This window comes from Streptomyces sp. NPDC021224, from assembly GCF_044332905.1.
Classification (GTDB): Bacteria; Actinomycetota; Actinomycetes; order Streptomycetales; family Streptomycetaceae; genus Actinacidiphila.
The window spans coordinates 36,921-62,352 of sequence record NZ_JBIRPW010000011.1 but is presented as its reverse complement, the minus strand read 5'-3'; the positions used below and the strand labels follow the sequence as shown (position 1 = coordinate 62,352).

Genomic DNA, 25,432 nt, shown 5'->3' with positions numbered 1-25,432 from the left:
CTTCACGCCCCCGCCGTGCCGACGGGTACGGTGTCGTCGCCGAGGGGGCGTTTGCCGGGCGTGGTGGCTTCGTCCTCGTGGAACTCCAGCTGCCGGCGCCGGTTGGCGATGATGCCCTCCGGCCGCAGCCGCATGATGAGGACCAGCGCCAGGCCGAAGGCGAACAGCTCGTAGCGGGTGAGGAAGTCCAGCTTCTCCGGGATCAGGAAGAGCAGCGCCGCGCCCAGGATCGGGCCGCTGACCGTACCCATGCCGCCGAGGACGACGGCGGCGAGCAGGAAGGCGGAGTTCGGCGGTGTCGAGCCGGAGAAGACGTACGGGGTGGGCACCACGGAGTTGGTGACGTGCGCGCTGACCGTACCGGCCAGGCCCGCGAGGCAGGCACCGAGGGCGAAGGCGATGAGCTTGACCCGGAAGCCGTTGATGCCCATCGCGGTGGCCGCGGTCTCGTCCTCGCGGATGGCGATCCAGGAGCGGCCGATGCGGGAGTCGGCGGCGCGGGTGAAGACCAGCACCACGATGACGGTGATCAGCAGCATCAGCAGGTAGTAGTTGGCGAACCGGCCGAGCTCGAAACCGCCGACGTCATGGGTCTTGCCCAGGTTGTAGCCGAAGATCGACAGGTCCGGGATGACGGCGATGCCGTTCGGGCCGTTGGTGATCTTCGGTCCGCTGACGCCGTCGAGGTTGTTGACGACGATGCGGAAGATCTCTCCGAAGCCGAGCGTGACGATGGCCAGGTAGTCGCCGCGCAGCCGCAGCGTCGGGGCGCCGATCAGCACACCGAAGACCAGGGCCGCGGCGGCTCCGGTCAGGGCGGCGGCCCAGAACGGGAACTGCGTGCCGGACCAGATCGAGTACTGCGAGCCGGAGACCAGGGCCGCGGTGTAGGCGCCGACACCGAGGAAGGCGACGTACCCGAGGTCGAGCAGACCGGTGAGGCCGACGACGATGTTCAGGCCGAGGGCGACGGTGCCGACGATGAGGATGTTGACGCCGAGGTTGGCCCAGTGCTCGTCGTTCTGGACGAACGGGTAGGCGATGGCGGCCAGGATGCAGGCGCTGGAGGAGAAGATCTTGTTCTCCCGCACGATCTGCTGGAACTGGCGCAGCAGACCGGACCCGGACATGCCCCAGAAGGTGAAGCAGACGACGATCAGGAAGCCGATGAAGATGTCGCTGTAGCTGGTGGCCAGACCGTAGGTGAGGACCTTGACGCCGATCGCGTAGACCACCACGACCGCCAGCCGCTGGAGCCACACGTTGAGCTGCCGCGGGTCGGGCACCTTCATGCCGTCCTGGGTGATCCGCAGGTCGCGCAGCGCCCGGCGGGCGGCGGCGACGAACGGGATCCGGGCGGACTCGGCGTACTCGCTGTCCGTCTCCTCGCGGGGCGCGCGGTGCGCCGGCAGGCCGAGGGCGCCGGCGAAGAGCAGCGCGCTGCCGACGGCGGCGACGAAGCCGCCGGGGTCGAGGTTGGCCAGGCCGCCGAGCTTGGCCGCGATGTCGATGACGGTGTACCAGGTGGTGCCGAGCGTGCCGAGGGCCAGCAGCAGCACCGAGTTGTAGGAGCGGCTGGGGTTGAGCCAGCGCAGGCCCGGCACCCCGAAGGCGCCGAGCGCGACGACTCCGGCGATGATCGCCTCGATCAGCGTCATGATCTGGAGGCCGCCGGGATACCCGCTGACGGTGAGGTCGCCGGGGAAGTCCTTGGTGTACGTCCAGGACATGAAGGTCGAGGCGACCGACACGACGGCGCCGAGCAGCACCAGCGCCTTGGCCGCGGTGAGCGGCAGCGGCAGGTAGCGCGCGGTGCGGGCGCCGTCGGGAGCGGTCTCGGTGGTCACCGCCGCGGTGGTGGGAAGGTCGGTCATACGATCACGCCCTGTCCGCTACGCGTTCGCCGAGCAGGCCCTGCGGCCGGACCAGCAGCACCACGATGAGCAGGACGAACGCCCAGACGTTGGCCCACTCACTGCCGCCGAGCTGCTGCATGCCGGGGATGTTGGAGATGTACGCGGAGGAGCAGGACTCGGCGATGCCGAGGACGAGACCGCCGAGCATGGCTCCGTAGATGTTGCCGATGCCGCCGAGGACGGCGGCGGTGAAGGCCTTCAGGCCCGCCTGGAAGCCGATGTCGTACTTGATCTGGCCGTACTTCAGACCGGAGGCGAGACCGGCGACCGCGGCGAAGAAACCGCCGATGGCGAACGCGATCACGATGATGCGGTTGGTGTCGATGCCCATCAGCTTGGCGGTGTCCGGGTCCTGCGCGGTGGCCTGCATGGCGCGGCCGGTGCGGGAGGTGCGGACGAAGCCGGCCAGCGCGGTCATGCAGATCGCGGCCGCGGCCACCAGGAAGATGTCACCGGTCTGGATGTCAACGGAGCCCACGTGGAACGGGCCGCCGGGCAGCTGCGGGAAGTGCTTGCCCGCGGTGGCGTTCGGGTACCACAGGAAGACCGCCTGCTGGAGCGCGAGGGAGAGGCCGATGGCGGTGATCAGCGGTGCCAGCCGTGGTGCGCCCCGCAGCGGGCGGTAGGCGAGGCGTTCGGCGCCCACCGCGATGAGGACGGACACGATGGCGCCGCCGGCCAGCATGAGCGGCAGCGCCGCCCATATGGACATGCCGTCGGGAAGGTTCGTGTAGACCGCGAGCGCGCCGAAGGCGCCGGTCATGTAGATCTCGCCGTGGGCGAAGTTGATGAGCTGGACGATGCCGTACACCATCGTGTAGCCGATGGCGATGAGCCCGTACATCGAGCCGATGAACAGCCCGTTGGCCAGCTGTTGCGGCAGGGTGTGCACCGCATGGCCTCCATGTCGCTGGGTGGACGGGGACGGGTGACAGGGTGGGACCGGTGGCGGGCCCCGCCCGGTCGGCGGGGGCCCGGATGTGCTGCGGGCCGCGCGGTCGGTGCGACCGGCCGCGCGGCCCTGGTGGTGCCGGGGTCGGTCAGCCGGTGTACACGCCGGACTTGACCGCCACCCACTTGCCGTTCTTGACCTGGTAGACCGTGAGCTGCTTGTTGGTGGTGTCGCCGAACTCGTCGAACGAGATGTGGCCGGCGATGCCGTCGAAGTCGGCCTTCTGCACGCCGTCGACGACCTTCGCGCGGGCGTCGTCGGGCAGCTTGCCGTTGTTGGCCTGGACCACCTGGCCGACCGCCTTGATGATGGCGGTGGCAGCGTCGTACGAGTAACCGCCGTAGGTGCCGTAGTCACCGGGGTAGTTGTTCGACTTGTACGCCTTGATGAAGTCCTGCGCGGCGGGCAGGGTGTCCACCGGCACGCCGACGGACGTCGCGATGTCGCCCTCGGCGGCCTTGCCCGCGGTCTTGATGTACGTGTCGGAGTACATGCCGTCGCCGCCCATGAGCGGGATGTTCACGCCGGCCGCCTTGAGCTGCTTGGTGATCAGCTCGGACTCGTCGTACTGGCCGCCGTAGTAGAGGATGTCGGCGTGCGAGCTCTTGATCTTGGTGACGAGGGTGGAGTAGTCGTTGTCACCGGTGTTGATGTGGTCGGTGCCGACGACCTTGCCGCCGAGTGAGGCGAACTTCTCCTTGAAGATGGCCGCGAGGCCCGCGCCGTAGGTCTGCTTGTCGTCGACGACGAAGGCGTTCTTCTTCTTGAGCGTGTTGACCGCGTAGTCGGCGGCGAAGTTGCCCTGGTTGGCGTCGGTGGTGGCGGTGCGGAAGTAGGTCTTGAAGGCGCGCACCTTCTTGCCGGACGCCCAGTCCTTGCCCTGCGTCAGCGCCGGGTTGGTGTTGGAGGGCGAGATCTCCACCATGTTGGCGTCGTTGAAGACCTGCTGCATCGTCAGGGCCACGTTGGAGTTCAGCGGGCCGACGGCGGCTATGACGCTCTTGTCGGAGACGAACGCCGTGGCGTTCTGCTGGCCGTTGGCCGGGTTCGCCTTGTCGTCCAGCGCCTTGACCTGGAAGGTCACACCGGGGACGAGCTTCTTGGCGTTGGCGTCGTCGACGGCGAGCTTGACGCCGTACTGGATGCCCAGGCCGGTGGCGGAGTTGGCACCGGTGAGCGGTGCGTCGACACCGATTACCACCGTGATGTTGTCGCCGGAGGCAGCGCTGCTGCTGCCGGTGCCGCCGCTGTCCCCGCCCTTTTTGTCGTCGTCGCTGCGCGAGCCGCACGCGGAGAGCGTGAGGGCTCCGGCGGCGACCACGGAGGTCAGAATCAGCAAGGAACGCTGTCGCACGGTCAGTCCTTTCCCCTGACACGGCTTCTCTGATGAGAAGCCGAAGTCGCGCGCGGAACCCGAACTGACAAATCCGGTGGCGCGGTGACTGGCCGTGACTCTAGGCCTGGTTCGCGCCATTCGGCATAGGTGTGGCCAAGAGTGTGACTGTCTTGTTATGCCGATCCGAAACTCTTGAGCTTCTCTTGAGATTCCGTGGGACTTTTCGTACATAGCCCACTTGCCACCGAGGCGCCCCGATAGTGAAAACCGCACTTCCCGTGTGGGGCAACACCCCCGAGGGCCTTGACGCCCCAGGCCGGGGCCGCGGCGGCGACAGGCCGGGACCGCGGCGGGCCGTGCGGCCGGGCGCCGGGAATGTTTATTGCGAGCACGTTACGCAGCGTTAATTGCAGTCGAGGGGCAAATATCTGCAGGGCCCCCGGAGGCCGAAAAACCCGCGCCCCCGCGGGCGGTGGCCGGCGGGGGCGCGGAAGAAGTCAGGAGCTATTTCGAGTTCACCCATTACGCGGCGGTAGCTCATCGACACCGATGTGGTGGACCCGGACCATATTGGTGGTGCCGGGCATTCCGGGCGGCGAGCCCGCCGTGATGACCACGACGTCGCCCTTCTTGCAGCGGCCGATCCGCAGCAGCTCCTCGTCCACCTGCCGGACCATCTCGTCGGTCGTCTGCACCATGGGGCCGAGGAAGGCCTCCACGCCCCAGGTCAGGGTGAGCTGCGAGCGGGTGGACGGCTCCGGGGTGAAGGCCAGCACCGGGATCGGCGAGCGGTAGCGGGACAGCCGGCGCACGGTGTCGCCGGACTGTGTGAAGGCCACCAGGAATCGGGCGTCCAGGAAGTCGCCCATCTCGGCGGCGGCCCTGGCCACCGCGCCGCCCTGGGTGCGCGGCTTGGAGGAGTCGGTGAGCGGCGCGAGGCCGGCCGTGAGCATGTCCTCCTCGGCGGCCCGCACGATCCGCGCCATCGTCTTGACGGTCGCGACGGGGTACTTGCCGACACTGGTCTCGCCGGACAGCATGACCGCGTCCGTGCCGTCCATGACCGCGTTGGCCACGTCGCTGGCCTCGGCGCGGGTGGGACGGGAGTTGTCGATCATCGAGTCCAGCATCTGGGTGGCGACGATGACCGGCTTGGCGTTCCTGCGGGCGAGCGCGACCGCGCGCTTCTGCACCAGCGGCACCGCCTCCAGCGGCATCTCGACGCCCAGGTCACCGCGGGCGACCATGATGCCGTCGAAGGCGTCGACGATGTCCTCCAGGTTGTCGACCGCCTGCGGCTTCTCGATCTTGGCGATCACCGGGACCCGGCGGCCCTCCTCGGCCATCACCCGCAGCACGTCGTCCACGTCCCGCCCGCTGCGCACGAAGGACAGCGCGATGACGTCCGCACCGGTGCGCAGCGCCCAGCGCAGGTCGCGGATGTCCTTGTCGGACAGCGCCGGCACGGACACCGCGACGCCCGGCAGGTTGAGGCCCTTGTTGTCGGAGACCAGGCCGCCCTCGATGCACATGGTGTGCACCCGCGGCCCCTCGACGTCGGTCACCTCCAGGGTGACCCGGCCGTCGTCGACCAGGATCCGCTCGCCGCGCGCCACGTCGGCCGGCAGGCCCTTGTACGTGGTGCCGCAGATCTGCTGGTCGCCCTCGATGTCGTCGGCGGTGATGGTGAACAGGTCACCGCGTTCAAGCAGTACAGGGCCCTCGGCGAAACGGCCGAGCCTGATCTTCGGGCCCTGAAGGTCCACCAGGATGCCGACGCTGCGACCGATCTCGTCGGACGCCTTGCGCACCCGTCGGTAGCGGTCCTCGTGCTCGGCGTAGCTTCCATGGCTCAGGTTGAGGCGTGCCACGTCCATTCCGGCCTCGACCAGTGCCTTGATCTGGTCGTAGGAGTCGGTGGCAGGTCCCAGGGTGCAGACAATCTTGGCTCGGCGCATGTATCGAGCGTATGACTTACCGGTTGGTAGTCACTGCCTCTACGGGCAACTGCCCAACGACGCCTGAATTAACGGTTGTTGACAACTTTCGAAGTGTGCACGGGTCCGCTCGGATGAGCACACCGGTACGGGCGACAGCAGTAGTTAACCTGCAAGGCCTGTTGCTCCGCCCTGTCGTTGGTCCACAATCTACGCGCGTTGTGCCTCAGCGCCCGCGAACCGTCAAGGAGAACGACATGCCGCTCAACCGCAGGGACTTCATCAACCGCTCGGCCGCCACCGGCGCGGGCGTCGCGCTCGCGGGCACCGCGGGCGCGGTCGCCGCCTCCCCCGCGCAGGCCGCGGAGTCCGGCAAGGACCACGGCCACGGGCGGCAGAAGACCTTCGGGCTGCGCGTCCTCGGCACCACCGACCTGCACGGTCACGCCGTGAACTGGGACTACTTCACGAACGCCGAGTACGACGACGCCACCCACAACGACGTCGGCCTCGCCAAGATCGCCACCCTCGTCGAGCAGGCCCGCGCCGAGAAGGGCCACGACCGCACGCTGCTGATCGACGCGGGCGACATCATCCAGGGCACCCAGCTGTCGTACTACTTCGCCCGCGTCGAGCCCATCACCGGCGCGCGCAAGGGCCCGCAGCACCCGATGGCGCTGGCCATGAACCACATGAAGTACGACGCCGCCGCGCTCGGCAACCACGAGTTCAACTACGGCATCCCGCTGCTGCGCGCCTTCCAGGAGCAGTGCGACTTCCCGCTGCTGGCCGCCAACGCCGTGGACGCCAAGACCCTCAAGCCCGCCTTCCCGCCCTACCTGGTCAAGGAGCTGAAGGTGCACGGGCTGCCGCCGGTCAAGGTCGGCATCCTGGGCCTGACCAACCCCGGTATCGCGGTGTGGGACAAGGCCAACGTGCAGGGCAAGATGGCCTTCCCCGGGCTGGTGGAGCAGGCGAAGGTATACGTCCCGAAGCTGCGCGCCCTCGGCTGCGACGTGGTGATCTGCACCGACCACTCGGGCCTGGACGGCGGCACCACGTACGGCGACGCCGTGCCCTACCCGGAGAACGCGTCCTCTCAGGTCGCCGCGCAGGTGCCGGGCATCGACGCGATCCTGGTCGGCCACACCCACGTCGAGCGGCCGCAGACCCTGGTGGTCAACGAGGAGACCGGGAAGACCGTCGTGCTGTCCGAGCCGCTGTACTGGGGCATGCGGCTGTCGGTCTTCGACATCGACCTCACCTTCGACCGCGGCCGCTGGCACGTCACCTCGGTCACCGCCGAGGTGCGCAACGCCAACACCGTCGCCGAGGACCCGAAGGTGGCGCGGCTCGTCCGGGACGAGCACCAGAAGGTCGTGGACTACGTCAACCAGATCATCGGCACCTGCACCGTCGCGATGTCCGCGGCGGAGTCCACGTACAAGGACACGCCGATCATCGACTTCCTCAACCTGGTGCAGGCCGACACCGTGAAGGCCGCGCTGGCCGGCACCCAGTACGCCGACCTGCCGGTGATCTCCGAGGCCTCGCCCTTCTCCCGCACCGCCGCCATCCCGGCCGGACAGGTCTCGCTGCGTGACGTCGCGGGCCTGTACGTCTACGAGAACACCCTGGACGCCAAGATCCTCACCGGCGCCCAGATCAAGGACTACCTGGAGTGGTCCGCGGCGTACTTCGTGCAGACCGCGCCGGACGCGCCCGTGGACCCGGCGAAGCTCACCAACGCCAACAACACGCCCGACTTCAGCTACGACGTGCTCAGCGGGCTGTCGTACGACATCGACATCGCCCAGCCGGCCGGCTCGCGCATCGTCAACCTGACCGCGGGCGGGCAGCCGGTCGACCCGGCGGCGCAGTTCGTGCTCGCCGTCAACAACTACCGCTCCAGCGGCGGCAGCAACTACCCGCACGTGGCCACGGCGCAGTCGGTGTGGTCCAACTCCGACGAGATCCGCAACACGATCATCGCCTGGGTCCAGGCGCACGGCGGCATCGACCCGGCGTCCTTCCCCGCCGACCAGTGGCGGCTCACCCGCGCCGGAGTGCCGGTGTTCGCATAGCCGTCTCGGTCCCGGCGGCCCCTCCCCCGCTCCCGGCGGCGCGGGTACGGGCGGGGTCGCCGAGGCCGAACGTGGTGAAGGCGGTCCTGGCCGGCAGCGGGTAGTGCTCCGCGCCGGCCAGCAGCGCCGTCAGGTCGTTGAGGATCACCGCCGAGCGCCATGCGGCCAGGCCCAGATCCGGGGCGCCGACACCGTGGGTGTGGCGCTCGGCGTTCTGCACGTAGATCCGGCCCGTCACCGAGCGGTCCAGCTCCAGCCGGTGCCGGGCGTCCACCCGGGGGCGGCCCGCCGCGTCGCGCAGCAGCCGGTCCTCCAGCGGGCCGAGCAGCCCGTCGAGCGGGCGCTCCCGGTAACCGGTCGCCAGCACCACGGCGTTGGTCACCAGCCGGGAGCGGGCACCCTGCTCGGCGTGCTCCAGGTGCAGCTCGATCGCGGTGGTGCCGATCCGCCCCGCCGTGCGCACGCTGACCCCCGGTGTGAGCACCGCGTCCGGCCAGCCGCCGTCCAGGGTGCGGCGGTACAGCTCGTCGTGGATCGCGGTGATCGTCCCGGTGTCGATGCCCTTGTGCAATTGCCACTGCCGCGGCAGCAGCCCGTCGCGCACCTGCTCGGGCAGGCCGTGGAAGTAGCGCGTGTAGTCCGGCGTGAAGTGCTCCAGGCCGAGCCGGCTGTACTCCATCGGCGCGAACGCGGGTGTACGCGCCAGCCAGGTGATCGCCTCCCGCCCCACCGGCCGCGACCGCAGCAGGTCCAGGAAGACCTCGGCACCGGACTGCCCCGAGCCGATCACCGTGACGTGCTCGGCCGCCAGCAGCCGCTCGCGCTGCGGCAGGTACTCCGCCGAGTGCACGACGGGCACGGTCGGCGCCTCCGCGAGCGGCCGCAGCGGCTCGGGCACGTAGGGGGCCGTGCCCACGCCCAGCACCAGGTGCCGGGCGTACGTGCGGCCCAGCGCCTCGGCCTCGCCGTGCGCGTCGAGCTGCGTGTGGTCGACCTCGAAGCGGGCGTGCCCCGGATCCCACCGGACGGTGTCCACCTGCTGCCCGAAGTGCGTGGACGGCAGCGCGTCGGCGACCCAGCGGCAGTAGGCGTCGTACTCGGCGCGGTGGATGTGGAAGCGCTCGGCGAAATAGAACGGGAAGAGCCGCTCGCGCGACCTCAGGTAGTTCAGGAACGACCAGCGGCTCGCCGGGTCGACCAGCGTCACCAGGTCGGCGAGGAAGGGCACTTGCAGCGTGGCGCCGTCCACCAGCAGGCCCGGGTGCCAGTGGAAGGCCTGCCGCTGGTCGTAGAACGCGGCCGCCAGCCCCGGCACGGCGTCCGCGAGCGCGGCGAGCGAGAGGTTGAAGGGGCCGACACCGATACCGAGCAGGTCGAAGGGCTCGGGATCCTCCTCCTCGGGCCCGGGAGCGGCGTACGGCGCCCGGTCCGGCGCGGGCGGCAGCTGGGCGCCGGCTCCCGGGGCGGCGGGTCCGGGAACGGCGGGTCCGGGAACGGCGGGCAGGGCGTGCGGGACCGGGGCCGGGTCCGCGGGGCGGGCGGCCGGGGCGGGTTCCGCGGGCTGCGGGGTCGGGTCGTTCATCGGGGCGGGGCCTTCCTTCCGTGGTGCTGCGCCCGGTGGGTCAGCTCTGCGTCTGCCGGGTGCGCGCGTCGGTCACCAGGCGGAGCAGGGCGTCCAGGTCCTGCGGGCGGACGTGCGGGTTGAGCAGGGTCGCCTTGAGCCACAGCCGGCCGTCCGCGGCCGCGCGGCCGAGCACCGCCCGGCCCTCGTACATCAGCTCCCGGCGCAGCGCCGCCACCTGCTCGTCGTCGGCGCCCGCCGGGCGGAACAGCACGGTGCTGATCGTCGGAGGCGCGTACAGCTCCAGCTCCGGGTGGCGCTCCACCGCCGCCGCCAGCTCCCGGGCGTGCCCGCACACCGCGTCGACCAGCGCGGCGACACCGTCGCGGCCCAGCGCGCGCAGCGTGACCGCGATCTTCAGCACGTCCGGGCGGCGGGTGGTGCGCAGCGAGCGGCCCAGCAGGTCGGGCATGCCGGCCTCGGTGTCGTCGGCGGCGTTCAGATAGTCGGCCTGGTGGCCCAGCGGACGCAGCGCGGCGGCGTCCGGCACGGCCAGCAGCCCCGCGGCGACCGGCTGCCACCCCAGCTTGTGCAGGTCGAGGGTGACCGACACCGCGGACTGGAGCCCGTCGAGCTTGTGCGCCTCGTGCCGGCTGAAGAGCAGCGGCCCGCCGTAGGCCGCGTCCACGTGCAGCTCCGCGCCGTGCCGCGCGGCGGTCTGGGCGAGCTGCGGGAGCGGGTCGATCGCCCCGGTGTCCGTGGTGCCCGCGGTGGCCACGAGCAGGGCGCGGCCGGGCAGTTCGTCCAGCGTGGCGTCCACGGCCGCCGGGTCCAGCACGCCCGCGGGCGTGTCCACCGCGATCGGCTTCGGCAGACCCAGCAGCCAGGCCGCGCGCTGCACGCTGTGGTGCGCGTTCGCGCCGCACACCACCTGCACGCGCGGGCCACCCGCCGCGCGCTCCCGGGCCAGCAGCAGGGCGAGCTGGTTCGACTCCGTCCCCCCGGTCGTCATGAGCGCGTCCGGCGCGGGCAGATCCGGGTAGACCAGCGCGGCCAGCACCGCCGCCGCCCGCCCCTCGATCTCCGTCGCCGCGGGCGCCTGGTCCCACGAGTCCAGCGACGGGTTCAGCGCCGCCGCGCCCAGCTCCGCGGCTGCCGCGAGCGCGAGCGGCGGGCAGTGCAGGTGGGCGGCGCAGTAGGCGTCCGCCGGGTCCGCCGCGCCCCGGGCCATCTCCCGTACGAGCGTGTGCAGGGCCTCGTGGGCGCCCGTGCCGTGGCCTTGCAGGGGCCGGCCCATCGCCCCGGCGACCCGCCGCGCCGTCTCCCCCGGGCCGCCGGCCGGCACCGGGCCGCCCCGCGCGGCGGCCCCCTCCTCCAACGCGGCCAGCACCGTCTCGACCAGCGGCCGCAGCTCCGCGGCCCCGTGCCGGCCTCCGGCCAGCGCGGGCATCTCCATCTCGACCCGTCCTCTCTCCCGGAGAGCCCAACGAGTCACTGCGTGCGGCGGTACGGGGTTTTTCGCTCCGGGCTGCGTTGTGCGGTTCGCCGCGCGACCTTCCCTGCGGTGGGGGCTTGTCGCGCAGTTCCTCGCGCCCCTGGTTGGTACCCGGCAGAGCATCGCGCCCCTGCCCCAGGGGTGGGGTCGGGGGCCGCCACGGGGCACCTCCTCGGAATGCGCCTTCACCCTCACCCGTAGTAGGTGAGCCCCTCCCAGCGCATTCCTGCGGGGGCACCCCGCACCGTCCCCCTCCAGGCCGGACTAGCGGCTGCCAGCCGGTGGGGGTGAGTGTCTCCGGGCGCGGCTACGGGGGACAGTTCTCGTTTCTCGGGGCGCGGCTGCGGGCGAGAGTTGCCGTTTTCAGGGGCGCGGGGAACTGCGCGCTCAGCCCCCCACCGGGGGAAGGCGAGCTGCCACCGCACGTGGCAACCACCTAGGGGCGCGGGAAACTGCGCGCTCGGCCCCCGCCGGGGGACGGTCGCGGCGGGCACCGCGCGGGGGGGCAGCCCCGGGGGGCTACCCCGCGGCCCCGCGGACGCGCAGCGTGCGGGACAGGTCGTCCAGCTTGTCGGCCAGCGCACGCGCCAGTGCGGGGGTCAGGCCGCCGGACTCCAGGCATGCGCTGCCCAGCTCAAGGGTCGAGGAGGACACCGCTGTGGACGGGAAGGCCGCCCGCCCCGCCTCCGAGGCGATCGCCGTGCCGCGGCGGGCGGCCAGCGGCGGGGCGTCGGTGAAGTAGCGGGACACGTACTCCGCAGTCAGGGCGGCGTGTTCGGGCTGCCAGAAGCCCTGGGCGTGGGCCGCGAAGAGGTAGTTCGAGAGGGTGTCGTCGGTGAACATCGCCTCCCACGCGGCCGCCTTGGCCGCGGCGGTGGGGAGGGCGGCCCGGCAGCGGGCGGCGCCCTCGCGGCCCGTGGCGCTCGGGTCGGCGGCCAGCGCCGCGTCGATCTCGGCGGCGGAGGCGGCGCCGAGGACGGCCAGTCGCAGCAGCATCCGCCAGCGCAGTTCGGGGTCGAGCGGGGCGCCGCCCGGGATCGCGCCGGCGTCGTACCAGCCGCGCAGCTCCGTCACGGACTCCTCGTCGTACGCGCAGTCGACCAGCGCGCGGGTCGCGGTCAGGCGGGTGCCGTCGAGCCCGGCGGCGAGGAGCTGCCGGGCGGTGGTGGCCAGCGTGCGCAGCGCGGCGGGGCGGGCGTCGGGGGTGAGGTACTGGTCGGCGACGAGGGCGCGGGCGAAGGTGAGGACGGCCTCGACGATCGCGGGCTCGGGCTCGCCCGGCAGGTGGGCGGCGGCCAGGTCCAGGTAGTCCGCGGGCGGCAGGCCCCCGTCGCGGACGAGGGTGCGCGCGGCGTTCCAGGCGACGGCCCGGCCCAGCGGGTCGGGCAGGCCGCCGAGGGTGTCGCGCAGCGTCTGCCACGACCGGGGGTCGAAGTGGACCTTGGTGTACGTGAGGTCGCCGTCGTTGAGCAGGATCAGGTCGGGCCGCGGACCGGGCAGGTCGTGGTGCTCGCCGACCGACCCGGCGGCGACGTCCACCGTGAGCCGCTCGCGCAGCACCAGCGTGCGGGGGTCGGCGACGGCCCGGTCGTAGAGTCCGACGCCGACGCGGTGCGGGCGGGTGCCGCGGTGGCGGATCTCCAGCCGCCAGTGGCCCTCGGGTGCGCCCGGCGGGGTGTCGGGGGTGAGCGTGTCGATGCCGGAGGTGCGCAGCCAGGCCGCGGCCCACGCGGGCACGTCGCGGTCGGTGGCGCTGCCGAGGGAGTCGATGAAGTCGGCGAGGTCGGCGTTGCCGAAGCGGTGCCGGGCGAAGTGCGTGTTGAGCCCGGCGGTGAAGGCCTTGGGGCCGAGCCAGGTGACGAGCTGCCGCAGCGCGGAGGCGCCCTTGGCGTACGAGATGCCGTCGAAGTTGTTGAGCGCGGACGCGGTGTCGGGCACGTCCGCCGGGTCGGGCGCGACCGGGTGCGTCGAGGGCCGCTGGTCGGCGTCGTACCCCCACGCCTTGCGGGCGACGGCGAAGTCCGTCCATGTGCCGGTGAAGGACGTCGCCTCCGACAGCACCTGGAAGCCCATGTACTCGGCGAAGGACTCGTTCAGCCAGATGTCGTCCCACCAGCGCAGCGTGACGAGGTCGCCGAACCACATGTGCGCCATCTCGTGCGCGATCACCACGGCGCGGAACTGCTCCTCGGCCGGGGTGACCGCCGACCGGGGCAGGTACGCCTCGCGGAAGGTCACCAGGCCGGGGTTCTCCATGGCGCCCGCGTTGAACTCCGGCACGAACGCCTGGTCGTACGAGTCGTACGGGTAGGGCTCGTCGAACAGCTCGTGGTAACGGTCGAAGCAGCGCCGGGTGATGTCGAACAGCGCGGCCGCGTCCCGGTCCAGGTACTCCGCGAGCGAGCGGCGGCAGTGCAGGCCGAACGGCAGCCCGGCGTGCTCGGTGCGCACCGAGTGCCAGGGCCCGGCGGCGACCGCCACGAAGTACGTCGCGAGCGGCGGGGTCGTCGCGAGCTGCCAGCGGCCGGGCGCGGTACGGGTCGCGACGCCGTTCCCCAGCACCGTCCACTCCTCCGGGACGGTCAGCGTCACGTCGAAGACGGCCTTCAGGTCCGGCTGGTCGAAGGACGCGGCGACGCGCTGCATGTCGTTCATGAACAGCTGGCTGTGGACGTACGCCTCACCGTCCGCGGGGTCGGTGAAGCGGTGCATGCCCTCGCCGGTACGGGAGTACGGCATGTCCGCCTCGACGGTCAGCTCGTGCTCGCCCGCCGTCAGGCCGGTCAGCGGCAGCCGGTTGTCGTCGAGCTGCGCGGGATCCAGCTCCCGGCCGTCGAGGACGACGCGGCGCAGCGCGGCGGGGCGGATCTCGGCGAAGGTGTCGCACCCGCGCCGGGCCTCGAACCGGATCACGGCGGTGGAGGCGAACACCTCGTCCCCGCGGGTCAGGTCGACGTCGAGGGCGTAGTGGTGGACGGACAGGTCACGGGCGCGGGTCTCGGCCTCGGCGTGCGTCAGAACAGGCATGCGGCTCATGCTGCCCTACCGGGCCGCCGCCCGGTAAGCGCTGCCGCCGGGCGGCGCGTAGGCTCGTCGGCGTAGGGGGAGGTGGCCATGGCCGGGCACGCCGAGGACACGCAGCAGGGCACCGGGGGCGGGCCGATCGTGCACGGCTTCCCGCACCTGGACACCGTACGGACCGCGCTCACCGCGCTCCACCGGCGGCTGTCCGCGGACGGCGTACGGCGTTTCGCCGCCCCCGTCCGCCCCGAGACCGCCGCCTTCCCCGCCGACGAGGACCTCTACCTCGGCGCGCAGCGGATCGCCCACGCGATGGTCCAGCACTTCCGGCTGCCGGACGCCCGCATGGTCGTGGGCTTCCGCGACATGGTCCACGCCGGGAACGTCGAACTCGCCGCAGGACCCGAGTACTTCGTCGAACTGCACGCCCGCTTCAAGACCGACCGGCGCGACATCGGCGCGGCACTCGCGCACGAGGTCATGCACGTCTACCTGCACCGGCTCGGCCTCTTCCTGCCCGGCACCCGCGACAACGAGATCCTCACCGACACCGCGACCACCTACCTCGGGGCCGGGTGGCTGCTGCTCGACGCCTACCGCGAGGACGCGGCGGTGGTCGGCGACCGCGTCACGCGCGCCGCGTACAAACTCGGCTACCTCACCCCGGAGGAGTTCGGCTACGTCCTGGCCAAGCGGGCCGCGCTCTTCGCGGAGGACCCCGAGCCGTGGTTCCGCTCCCCGCAGGCGGTCGACGCCTACCGCGCGGGGCGCGAGCGCCACGACGCGGACCTGCGCGCCGCCCCCCTCGCCGCCGCGCCCTGGACCGCCCGCCGCCGCTACGCCCGCGACCGCCGCGCGACGGCCTCCGGCCCGGGGTACGACTTCGCCCCGGGACCGACGGGCGTCAAGGTCTCCTTCCCGTGCCCGCACTGCTTCCAGCGCCTCCGGCTCCCCTGCCGGGGGCGGGTGCGGGCGAGGTGCACGCTGTGCCGGGCGGAACTGGCGCTCGACACGTGAGCGCGGCGGGCGGCCCGCCGCGCACCGCTCACAGTCTGCTCATCGAGGCCACGGCGTAGAGCAGTTCGCGCACGGCCGCGCTGTCCCCGGTGTGGTCAGCCGCGGCGGCCTCCGGGTCGATGTGCCCGGCCGCCAGGCGGCAGAAGACGACCTCCGGCAGCGTGACGCGGCCGACGCAGTTGTCGGCCCCCGCCGGGCCTTCGGGTACGTCCACCGGCAGATACCACTCGCCGCCGCTCTCGCCCTCGATCTCCAGGCGCACGCTGCGGGCCGGTGCTCCCGGGTCGGTCACCGGACGCGGTGGCGCGGCGAGTCCGGCCTGCCGGCGGGCCGACAGCACCGAGGGGAGCATCTGCACGGCCACGGAGATGAGCGTCCGCAGGTGCTCGGGGACGGGCGGCGGATACGGGTGCTGCACCGCGTCCGCGATGTCGGTGGCGTGGATCCACGTCTCGAAGGCCCGGTCGAGCATGGCGAGGCGCAGCGGCAGCACCACGCCCTCGCCGTAGGGGACCGGGATGTCGGCGACCCCGCCGCCGCCGAAGGCACAGGTGCGGATCAGCTCGTAGGCGTGCTCGCGCCACGTCCGGCGCGCGTCGTCGCCCGCGGCGGGATCGACGGAGCCGGGCCCGTCGCCGTCGAGCTGCCGCCACATCTCCTCCGTCCGCAGGTCGGGACCCACGGCCTTGTCCTGGTCGCCCAACGGGTCGGGCAGGCCCAGCGAGGCCGAGACCATGCCGTCGACGGCGAGCAGATGGCCGAGGACACCGGACACGGAGGTGCGCCGCTCGGCGCTCTTCTCCTCCTGGCGCCACTCCAGATCGACGGGCGCGCCCCACTGCTCGCCGGTCAGGTTGCGCAGGAGCGTGTCCAGCCGCGCGGTCTCGTTGTCGTAGGGCTGGGCGTAGTCCGGGACGGCGACCTGCGGGGAGCGGCTGCTCAGGCAGACGCCGAGCACCTCGGAACGCAGCGTGGCGGGCGGTTCGAGTTCCTCGGACGCGTACAGCGCGGACAGCGCGGCGTCCAGTTCCCGCAGCTCGGCGCCGCACCCGTCGCACCCCCCGAGGTGCTCCTCGACGAGTGCGGCCTCCTCCGGTGCGCACACCCCCAGCGCCCAGGCCTCCAGGAGCGGCCGCACCCGGGGGTGGTCGTCGTAGGTCCTGTCGCTCATCGCCCGCCCTTCCCCGCCGCGCCCGTCCGGGCCGCCACGACCTGCAGGCCCGCGCGCAGGCGGCGCAGTGCCTCCTCGCCGCTGATGCCCAGCTCGGCGGCCAGCTGACGGTAGTTCACGTCGCGCACCAGGGCCTGCTGGAGCGCCGACCGCACCGGTTCGGGCAGCGAGCGCGCCACGGCGGCGGCCGCGAAGAGCCCGGCGGGGGTGGTCCCCGCGGGCCCGGCGGCCCGGTCGGCGTCGTCCGCGGGCCGGGAGTCCCTGGCGGCGCGGGCGGCGGCGCGCTGGTAGGTCCGCGCGGCGAGCCACTTCGGCAGCCGCTCGCGCCGCGGCTCGAACTGCGCCGGATCCTCCCAGACGTCGCGGAAGACCTCGACGACGACCTCCTGGGCCGCCTTCTCCTCGCCGAGCAGGCGGACGGCGAGACCGTGCACCAACCGCGCGTGCCGGTCGTAGAGTTCGCCCAGCGCGGCGGCCTCGCCGCGGGCGAGACGCTGCTGGATCCGCCGTTCCCACAGCCTCGGGTCGTCCGGCGGATCCGCCATCGCTGCCTCCACTCCCGGTTACAGGCAGTACCACTCTAGCGCCGTGGCGTCGCCGGCACCCCCGTCCGCCGGGAGACGGCAACGGTCCCGGAAACAACACACAGCGCCCACCTCCGTGGTCGGGGAGGGGTGGGCGCTGTGGTGTTACTGCACCGCACGTCGTTGTGCGGGACACACAGGGGACCGTCAGACGGTCAGCGGCCGGTCCGTGGGGCGGATCGGGGCCGGGAGCGCGGAGGGCAGGCCGGTCAGGTAGGAGTCGACCGCCTTCGCCGCGGAGCGGCCCTCGGCGATGGCCCACACGATGAGGGACTGGCCGCGGCCCGCGTCGCCGGCGACGAAGACACCGTCGACGTTGGTCGCGTAGTTCGCGTCGCGGGCGATGTTGCCGCGGGCGTCCAGCGCCAGGCCCAGCTGGTCGACCAGGCCGTTGGACTGGTCGGTGCCGGTGAAGCCCATCGCGAGGGTGACCAGGTCGGCCGGGACGACCCGCTCGGTGCCCTCCTGGGGGACGAACTTCCCGTCCTGGAAGACGACCTCGACCAGGTGCAGCTCGCGGACGTTGCCCTCCTCGTCGCCGGTGAACTTCACCGTGTTGACGGCGTAGACACGCTCGCCGCCCTCCTCGTGCGCGGAGGTGACCTTGTAGACGGCCGGCATCGTCGGCCAGGGCTGGCCGGCGGGGCGGTCGTCGGAGGGGCGCGGCATGATCTCCAGCTGGGTGACCGACAGCGCGCCCTGGCGGTGGGCGGTGCCCACGCAGTCCGCGCCGGTGTCGCCGCCGCCGATGACCACGACGTGCTTGCCCTCGGCGGTGATGGGGGACGTCACGAAGTCGCCCTCCTGCACCTTGTTGGCCAGCGGCAGGTACTCCATGGCGTAGTGCACGCCGTTCAGCTCACGGCCCTCGGCGGGCAGGTCGCGGGAGACGGTCGCGCCGGCCGCGATGACGACCGCGTCGTAGCGCTTGGCGAGCTTCGCGGCGTCCAGGTCGGTGCCGATCTGCACTCCGGTGCGGAACTTGGTGCCCTCCGCGCGCATCTGCTCGATGCGGCGGTTGATGTGCCGCTTCTCCATCTTGAACTCGGGGATGCCGTAGCGCAGCAGCCCGCCGATGCGGTCGGCCCGCTCGTACACCGCGACGGTGTGCCCGGCGCGGGTGAGCTGCTGGGCGGCGGCCAGGCCCGCGGGGCCCGAGCCGATGACGGCGACGGTCTTGCCGGACAGCCGCTCGGGCGGCTGCGGGGTGACGTCACCGGCGTCCCAGGCCTTGTCGATGATGGTGACTTCGACGTTCTTGATGGTGACGGCCGGCTGGTTGATGCCGAGTACGCACGCGGACTCGCAGGGCGCCGGGCACAGCCGCCCGGTGAACTCCGGGAAGTTGTTGGTGGCGTGCAGCCGCTCGGAGGCGGCCTGCCAGTCCTCGCGGTAGGCGTAGTCGTTCCACTCCGGGATCAGGTTCCCGAGCGGACAGCCGTTGTGGCAGAACGGGATGCCGCAGTCCATGCAGCGGCCGGCCTGCTTGGTGATGATCGGCAGCAGCCCGCCGGGAACGTAGACCTCGTTCCAGTCCTGCTTGCGCTCCTCGACCGGGCGGGTGGGCGCGCCCTCGCGGCCGGTGGTGAGGAAGCCCTTGGGGTCAGCCATTTGCCGCCTCCATCATCTTCGCGGTGGTCTCGGACTCGGAGAGTCCGGCCTGCTCGGCGGCGTTCTTGGCGGCGAGCACTGCCTTGTAGTCCCTCGGCATGACCTTGCCGAAGCGGGTGAGGGCGCCGCCCCAGTCGGCGAGCAGCCGCTCGGCGACCGTGGAGCCGGTCTCCTCTGCGTGACGGCGCACCACGTCGTGCAGCCACGTGATGTCGTCGGCGTCCAGCGCCTCGACCTCGACCATGCCGCGGTTGACGGCCGCCGGGTCCAGGTCCAGGACGTAGGCGATGCCGCCGGACATGCCGGCCGCGAAGTTCCGCCCGGTCGGGCCGAGGACGACGGCCCGGCCGCCGGTCATGTACTCGCAGCCGTGGTCGCCCACGCCCTCGGAGACGACGGTGGCGCCGGAGTTGCGGACGCAGAACCGCTCGCCGGTGCGGCCGCGCAGGAACAGCTCGCCGCCGGTCGCGCCGTAGGCGATGGTGTTGCCCGCGATGGTGCTGTACTCGGCGAGGTGGTCGGCGCCGCGGTCCGGGCGGACGACGACCCGGCCGCCGGACAGGCCCTTGCCGACGTAGTCGTTGGCGTCGCCCTCCAGCCGCAGGGTGATGCCCTTGGGCAGGAACGCGCCGAAGGACTGGCCCGCGGAGCCGGTGAAGGTGATGTCGATGGTGCCCTCGGGCAGGCCCGCGCCGCCGTACTTCTTCGTCACCTCGTGGCCGAGCATGGTGCCGACCGTGCGGTTGACGTTGCGGATGGCGACCTGCGCGCGGACCGGGGCGCCGCTGTCCAGGGCGTCGGCGGCGAGCTTGATCAGCTCGTTGTCGAGCGCCTTGGCCAGGCCGTGGTCCTGCTCGGTGATGCGGTGCCGGACGGCGCCCTCGGGCAGCTCGGGCACGTGCAGCAGCGGGGCGAGGTCCAGGCCCTGGGCCTTCCAGTGGTCCACCGCGCGGCCGGCGTCGATGACCTCGGCGTGGCCGACGGCCTCCTCGATGCTGCGGAAGCCCAGCTCGGCGAGCAGCTCGCGGACCTCCTCGGCGATGAACTCGAAGAAGTTCACCACGAACTCCGGCTTGCCGGAGAAGCGGTCGCGCAGCACCGGGTTCTGCGTGGCGACGCCGACCGGGCAGGTGTCCAGGTGGCACACCCGCATCATGACGCAGCCGGAGACGACCAGCGGCGCGGTCGCGAAGCCGAACTCCTCGGCGCCGAGCAGCGCGGCGATGACGACGTCGCGGCCGGTCTTGAGCTGGCCGTCGGTCTGCACCACGATGCGGTCGCGCAGCCCGTTGAGCAGCAGCGTCTGCTGCGTCTCGGCCAGGCCCAGCTCCCAGGGGCCGCCCGCGTGCTTGAGCGAGGTGAGCGGCGAGGCGCCGGTGCCGCCGTCGTGGCCGGAGATCAGCACCACGTCGGCGTGCGCCTTGCTGACGCCCGCGGCGACCGTGCCGACGCCGACCTCGGAGACCAGCTTGACGTGAACGCGCGCCTTCGGGTTGGCGTTCTTCAGGTCGTGGATGAGCTGGGCGAGGTCCTCGATGGAGTAGATGTCGTGGTGCGGCGGCGGGGAGATCAGGCCGACGCCCGGGGTGGAGTGCCGGGTGGTGGCGACCCACGGGTAGACCTTGTGGCCGGGCAGCTGACCGCCCTCGCCGGGCTTGGCGCCCTGGGCCATCTTGATCTGGATGTCGTCGGCGTTGACCAGGTACTCCGAGGTGACGCCGAAACGGCCGGAGGCGACCTGCTTGATGGCGCTGCGCCGGGCCGGGTCGTACAGCCGGTCCGGGTCCTCGCCGCCCTCGCCGGTGTTGGACTTGCCGCCGAGCTGGTTCATCGCGATGGCGAGCGTCTCGTGCGCCTCGCGGGAGATCGAGCCGTACGACATGGCGCCGGTGGAGAAGCGCCTGACGATCTCGGAGACCGGCTCGACCTCGTCCAGCGGCACGGGCTGCCGGTCGGAGGACAGGCCGAACAGGCCGCGCAGCGTCATGAGGCGCTCGGACTGCTCGTTCACCCGGCCGGTGTACTGCTTGAAGATGTCGTAGCGCCGGGTGCGGGTGGCGTGCTGGAGGCGGAAGACCGTCTCGGGGTCGAACAGGTGCGGCTCGCCCTCGCGGCGCCACTGGTACTCGCCGCCGATCTCCAGCCGGCGGTGCGCGGCCTGGATGCCGGAGAGCGGGTAGGCCTTGGCGTGCCGGGCGGCGACCTCGGCGGCGACGACGTCGATGCCCGCGCCGCCGATCTTGGTGTCGGTGAGGTGGAAGTAGGTGTCCACGAAGTCGCGGTCCAGGCCGACGGCCTCGAAGACCTGGGCACCGCGGTAGGAGGCCACGGTGGAGATGCCCATCTTGGACATGACCTTCAGAACGCCCTTGCCGAGCGCCTTGATGAGGTTGCGCATCGCGGCCTCGGGCTCGATGCCGCTGAGGAAGGTGCCCGCGGCGACCAGGTCCTCGACGGACTCCATGGCCAGGTACGGGTTGACGGCCGCGGCACCGTAGCCGATGAGCAGCGCGACGTGGTGGACCTCGCGGACGTCGCCGGCCTCGACCAGCACGCCGACCTGGGTGCGCTGCTTGGTGCGGATCAGGTGGTGGTGCACCGCGGAGGTGAGCAGCAGCGACGGGATCGGGGCGTGCTCGGCGTCGGAGTGCCGGTCGGACAGCACGATCAGCCGGGCGCCGTCCTCGATCGCGGCGTCGGCCTCGGCGCAGATCTCGGCGAGCCGGGCGGCCAGCGCCTCCCCGCCCCCGGTGACCCGGTAGAGGCCGGAGAGCGTGGCGGCCTTCATGCCGGGCATGTCGCCGTCGGCGTTGACGTGGATGAGCTTGGCCAGCTCGTCGTTGTCGATGACCGGGAAGGGCAGCGTGATGTTGCGACAGGACGCCGGGCTGGGCTCCAGCAGGTTGCCGGACGGGCCGATCGTGGAGATCAGCGAGGTGACCAGCTCTTCGCGGATCGCGTCCAGCGGCGGGTTGGTGACCTGGGCGAAGAGCTGGGTGAAGTAGTCGAAGAGCAGCCGCGGCCGGTCGGACAGCGCCGCGATCGGCGTGTCGGTGCCCATCGAGCCGATCGGCTCGGCGCCGGTGCGCGCCATGGGCGCGAGCAGGACGCGCAGCTCCTCCTCGGTGTAGCCGAAGGTCTGCTGGCGGCGGGTGACCGAGGCGTGGGTGTGCACGATGTGCTCGCGCTCGGGCAGGTCGGCCAGGTCGATGAGGCCGGCGTCCAGCCAGTCGGCGTACGGGTTCTGCGCGGCCATCTCGGCCTTGATCTCGTCGTCCTCGACGATACGGTGCGTGACCGTGTCGACCAGGAACATCCGGCCCGGCTGCAGCCGGCCCTTGCGCACGATGCGGGAGGGCGCGATGTCCAGCACACCGGACTCGGAGGCGAGCACGACCAGGCCGTCGTCGGTGACCCAGTAGCGGCCGGGGCGCAGACCGTTGCGGTCCAGGACCGCGCCGACGACCGAGCCGTCGGAGAAGGCGACGCACGCCGGGCCGTCCCAGGGCTCCATCAGAGTGGAGTGGTACTGGTAGAACGCCCGCCGGGCGGGGTCCATCGACTCGTGGTTCTCCCACGCCTCGGGGATCATCATGAGCACGCTGTGCGGCAGCGAGCGGCCGCCGAGGTGCAGCAGCTCCAGGACCTCGTCGAAGGACGCGGTGTCGGAGGCGCCGGGCGTGCAGATCGGGTAGATCCGCTCCAGGTCACCGGTGAACAGCTCGCTGGCCAGCTGCGACTCACGGGCACGCATCCAGTTGCGGTTGCCCTTGACGGTGTTGATCTCACCGTTGTGCGCCACGAAACGGTACGGGTGTGCGAGCGGCCAGCTCGGGAAGGTGTTCGTCGAGAAGCGGGAGTGGACGAGCGCGATGGCGGTGGCGGTGCGCCGGTCGGACAGGTCGGGGAAGAACGGCTCCAGCTGCCCGGTGGTGAGCATGCCCTTGTAGACGAGGGTGCGCGCGGACAGCGACGGGAAGTAGACCTCGGCCTCACGCTCGGCGCGCTTGCGCAGGACGAAGGCGGGCCGGTCCAGCTCGATGCCGGACTTCGCGGCGCCGTCGGCGTCGGCGACGAAGAGCTGGGAGAAGAACGGCATGGTGGCGCGCGCGCTGGAGCCCAGCATGTCCGGGGCGACCGGGACCTCGCGCCAGCCGAGGACGGTCAGGCCCTCCTCGGCGGCGATGCGCTCGATGGCGTCGACGGCCTTGGCGCGGTCGTCCAGCTCGACGGGGAGGAAGGCCAGGCCGACCGCGTAGTGCCCGGCGGCGGGCAGGTCGAAGCCGGCGGCGTCACGCAGGAACGCGTCAGGGACCTGGAGCAGGATGCCCGCGCCGTCACCCGTGTCGGGCTCGGCGCCGGTGGCTCCGCGGTGCTCCAGATTGCGCAGGACGGTGAGCGCCTGCTCCACGAGGGCATGGCTGGCCTCGCCGGTGAGGGTGGCCACAAAGCCGACACCGCAGGCGTCGTGCTCGTTGCGGGGGTCGTACATCCCCTGCGGGGCGGGGTGCCCGTCCATGAACGCGGAACGCGAACGCATGGCTCTCCCGTCGTCGTCATTGGCTTGAAAGCATCGCCTGTCTCCAGGCATGCGCAACAGGGACGACGTTGGCCCTCTGCGATTTCGTGCAGGTTACATGATGGCCGAGTGTTCGAGAACCGGATACTCGGTTTCATCATATGGACATACCGAAGGGATGGAACGGCCATTTCGGGCCGTCCTCGTACCGCGGGGGTGACCGACGTCGCCGAGGGGTGCCCTGGCTGCTCTGCCGGTTGGGTTACCGAGTGATGCCCCGTGCGGCGCTGACTGAAACGGCCACGAAACACAAGACTTGTACAGATGTGCCCGCGGACGGAATTCGGTCAGCCGACGGCGGTGCCGATCAGGCCTCCGAGTACGAAGGTAACTCCACCGGCGGCCGCACCCAAGACCAGCTGCCGCAGACCGCTGTACCACCACGACCGGGCCGTGACGCGCGCCACGGCCGCACCGCAGCCGAAGAGCCCGGCGAGCGCCAGCAGCACCGCGAGCCACAGCGAGTCCGCGCCCAGCAGATAGGGCAGCACGGGCAGCAGCGCGCCCAGCGCGAAGGACACGAAGGACGACGACGCGGCCACCAGCGGTGACGGCAGGTCGCCCGGGTCCACGCCCAGCTCCTCGCGGGCGTGGATCTCCAGCGCCTGCTCCGGGTCCTTCGACAGCTGCCGGGCCACCTCGTACGCCAGCTCCGGCTCCACACCCCGCGCCACGTAGATCTCGGCCAGCTCGCGCAGCTCGTCCTCGGGGTGCCGGTCCAGCTCGATCCGCTCGACGGCCAGCTCGGCCTCGACCAGCTCACGCTGGGAGGCGACCGAGGTGTACTCACCTGCGGCCATGGAGAAGGCACCGGCCGCGAGCCCGGCCAGGCCCGTCACGACGATGGTGCGGGAGCTGACGTCACCGCCGGCCACACCGGTCATGAGCGCGAAGTTCGACACCAGGCCGTCCATCGCCCCGAAGACCGCGGGCCGCAGCCATCCGCCGGACACGTCCCGGTGCTTGTGGTGGGGTACGTGGTAGGGCGCGGACGGGGTGCCGGTGACGCCCTCGACGGCTGCGCTGGTCATACGGTCCACCCCTCCCCCGTGCGGTCGCAGGACCGCGGAATCCGGAAACAGGTTCGACCGTACAAGGCGAAGGCAGCCTCCCGCCAGCAAGGAGAGGCTGCCCTGACCTGCGAAAACTAGCCTGCGACGGGCTTGCCCGCGGGCTCCGCCGCGTCCTCTTCCGGCTGCTCGGAGGCGGAATCGGCGGCCTCGGCCCCGGCGCCGGTCCCGGCCGCGGGAGCGTCCTCGGCGTCCGCGTCGGCGGCCTCGACGGACTCGGCGCCGTCCTTCGCGCCCTCCGTGACCTCCGCCGCTTCCACCGCGCCGGGCTCCACGACCGCCTCGCGCCCCGGACGCAGCTTGTTCGAGAGCACCAGGTACGCCACCGCCGCGACGAAGAGGACGATCGCCGTCCAGTCGTTGAGACGCATGCCCAGGATGCGGTGCGCGTAGTCGACGCGCATGTGCTCGGTCCAGAACCGGCCCACCGTGTACGCGGCCACGTAGAGCGCGAAGGCGCGGCCGTGTCCGAGCTTGAAGCGGCGGTCGGCCCAGATCACCAGGAGCGCGACACCGACGCACCACAGCGACTCGTACAGGAAGGTCGGGTGGTACGTGGCCAGGTCCGGTGTGGCGTCCGGGCGGTGCGCCGCGTCGATCTTCAGGCCCCACGGCAGCGTGGTGGGCTTGCCGTACAGCTCCTGGTTGAACCAGTTCCCCCAGCGCCCGGCGGCCTGCGCGAGAGCGATGCCCGGCGCGATGGCGTCGGCGTACGCCGGCAGCGCGATGCCCCGGCGGCGGCAGCCGATCCAGGCGCCCAGCGCGCCCATGGCGATGGCGCCCCAGATGCCGAGGCCGCCCTGCCACACCTTGAAGGCGTCGACCCAGTCCTTGCCGTCGGTGAAGTACAGCTCGTAATCGGTGATCACGTGGTAGAGCCGGCCGCCGACGAGGCCGAAGGGCACCGCCCACACGGCGATGTCGGCGACCGTGCCGACCTTGCCGCCGCGGTCGATCCAGCGCTTGTTGCCGTACCAGACGGCGATGAAGACGCCGATGATGATGCAGAACGCGTAGCCGCGCAGCGGGACCGGTCCAAGGTGGACGACGCCGTGCGAGGGGCTGGGGATGAATGCGAGTTCCATGGCAATGTCCGAC

The 25,432-nt window shown here is 71.9% G+C and carries 15 protein-coding genes; 2 read left to right on the top strand and 13 right to left on the bottom strand.

Going from position 1 to position 25,432, the window contains the following annotated elements:
* Positions 1–2: 2 nt before the first annotated feature.
* The 4 genes from ACH4PY_RS25490 to pyk form a co-directional block, all read right to left on the bottom strand.
* Positions 3–1,874: a branched-chain amino acid ABC transporter permease gene (locus ACH4PY_RS25490; protein WP_398187249.1), complete on the bottom strand. Its 1,872-nt coding sequence runs from the start codon at positions 1,872–1,874 to the stop codon at positions 3–5.
* Positions 1,875–1,878: 4 nt separating this feature from the next.
* On the bottom strand, positions 1,879–2,808 hold the full coding sequence (locus ACH4PY_RS25485; protein ID WP_398187246.1) for a branched-chain amino acid ABC transporter permease: 930 nt from the start codon (positions 2,806–2,808) through the stop codon (positions 1,879–1,881).
* 148 nt (positions 2,809–2,956) lie between these two features.
* A complete protein-coding gene (locus ACH4PY_RS25480) occupies positions 2,957–4,222 on the bottom strand; it encodes a branched-chain amino acid ABC transporter substrate-binding protein (RefSeq protein ID WP_398187243.1) in 1,266 nt (421 codons plus the stop codon).
* A 497-nt stretch (positions 4,223–4,719) separates the two neighbouring features.
* The gene (gene pyk, locus ACH4PY_RS25475) at positions 4,720–6,162 is read right to left on the bottom strand and encodes a pyruvate kinase (protein WP_398187240.1); all 1,443 of its coding nucleotides are present in this window, start codon (positions 6,160–6,162) and stop codon (positions 4,720–4,722) included.
* A gap of 236 nt (positions 6,163–6,398) precedes the next feature.
* On the opposite strand from pyk, the gene ACH4PY_RS25470 reads away from it, so the two are divergent.
* Entirely contained in the window at positions 6,399–8,225 is a 1,827-nt protein-coding gene (locus ACH4PY_RS25470) for a bifunctional metallophosphatase/5'-nucleotidase (protein ID WP_398187237.1), read from the top strand.
* Here ACH4PY_RS25470 and ACH4PY_RS25465 read toward each other — a convergent pair.
* The 3 genes from ACH4PY_RS25465 to pepN all read right to left on the bottom strand — a co-directional run bounded on the left by ACH4PY_RS25465 (position 8,194) and on the right by pepN (position 14,308).
* On the bottom strand, positions 8,194–9,807 hold the full coding sequence (locus ACH4PY_RS25465; RefSeq protein WP_398187234.1) for a lysine N(6)-hydroxylase/L-ornithine N(5)-oxygenase family protein: 1,614 nt from the start codon (positions 9,805–9,807) through the stop codon (positions 8,194–8,196). The genes ACH4PY_RS25470 and ACH4PY_RS25465 overlap by 32 nt on opposite strands.
* 40 nt (positions 9,808–9,847) lie before the next feature.
* Complete coding sequence (locus tag ACH4PY_RS25460; RefSeq protein ID WP_398187231.1) at positions 9,848–11,242, bottom strand: pyridoxal phosphate-dependent decarboxylase family protein; 1,395 nt, start codon at positions 11,240–11,242, stop codon at positions 9,848–9,850.
* Positions 11,243–11,800: 558 nt separating this feature from the next.
* Positions 11,801–14,308 carry an aminopeptidase N gene (pepN, locus tag ACH4PY_RS25455; protein ID WP_398187228.1) on the bottom strand — a complete coding sequence of 836 codons (2,508 nt, stop codon included), beginning with the start codon at positions 14,306–14,308 and terminating at the stop codon, positions 11,801–11,803.
* An 87-nt stretch (positions 14,309–14,395) separates the two neighbouring features.
* On the opposite strand from pepN, the gene ACH4PY_RS25450 reads away from it, so the two are divergent.
* On the top strand, positions 14,396–15,319 hold the full coding sequence (locus ACH4PY_RS25450; RefSeq protein WP_398187226.1) for a hypothetical protein: 924 nt from the start codon (positions 14,396–14,398) through the stop codon (positions 15,317–15,319).
* A 28-nt stretch (positions 15,320–15,347) separates the two neighbouring features.
* On the opposite strand, the gene ACH4PY_RS25445 is transcribed toward ACH4PY_RS25450, so the two are convergent.
* From ACH4PY_RS25445 to lgt, 6 genes are all read right to left on the bottom strand, one after another.
* Positions 15,348–16,490 (bottom strand): zf-HC2 domain-containing protein, encoded by a 1,143-nt coding sequence (locus tag ACH4PY_RS25445; RefSeq protein WP_398187223.1) that lies wholly within the window; start codon positions 16,488–16,490, stop codon positions 15,348–15,350.
* Positions 16,487–17,035, bottom strand: a complete 549-nt coding sequence (locus ACH4PY_RS25440; protein ID WP_398187220.1) for a sigma factor — start codon at positions 17,033–17,035, stop codon at positions 16,487–16,489. The genes ACH4PY_RS25445 and ACH4PY_RS25440 overlap by 4 nt, the downstream gene beginning before the upstream one ends.
* A 186-nt stretch (positions 17,036–17,221) precedes the next feature.
* Complete coding sequence (locus tag ACH4PY_RS25435; protein ID WP_398187218.1) at positions 17,222–18,685, bottom strand: glutamate synthase subunit beta; 1,464 nt, start codon at positions 18,683–18,685, stop codon at positions 17,222–17,224.
* Positions 18,678–23,225 carry a glutamate synthase large subunit gene (gene gltB, locus ACH4PY_RS25430; RefSeq protein WP_398187216.1) on the bottom strand — a complete coding sequence of 1,516 codons (4,548 nt, stop codon included), beginning with the start codon at positions 23,223–23,225 and terminating at the stop codon, positions 18,678–18,680. The genes ACH4PY_RS25435 and gltB overlap by 8 nt, the downstream gene beginning before the upstream one ends.
* Positions 23,226–23,551: 326 nt before the next feature.
* A complete protein-coding gene (locus ACH4PY_RS25425) occupies positions 23,552–24,295 on the bottom strand; it encodes a VIT1/CCC1 transporter family protein (protein ID WP_398187213.1) in 744 nt (247 codons plus the stop codon).
* Positions 24,296–24,411: 116 nt separating this feature from the next.
* The gene (gene lgt / locus ACH4PY_RS25420) at positions 24,412–25,419 is read right to left on the bottom strand and encodes a prolipoprotein diacylglyceryl transferase (RefSeq protein WP_398187210.1); all 1,008 of its coding nucleotides are present in this window, start codon (positions 25,417–25,419) and stop codon (positions 24,412–24,414) included.
* Positions 25,420–25,432: the final 13 nt, after the last annotated feature.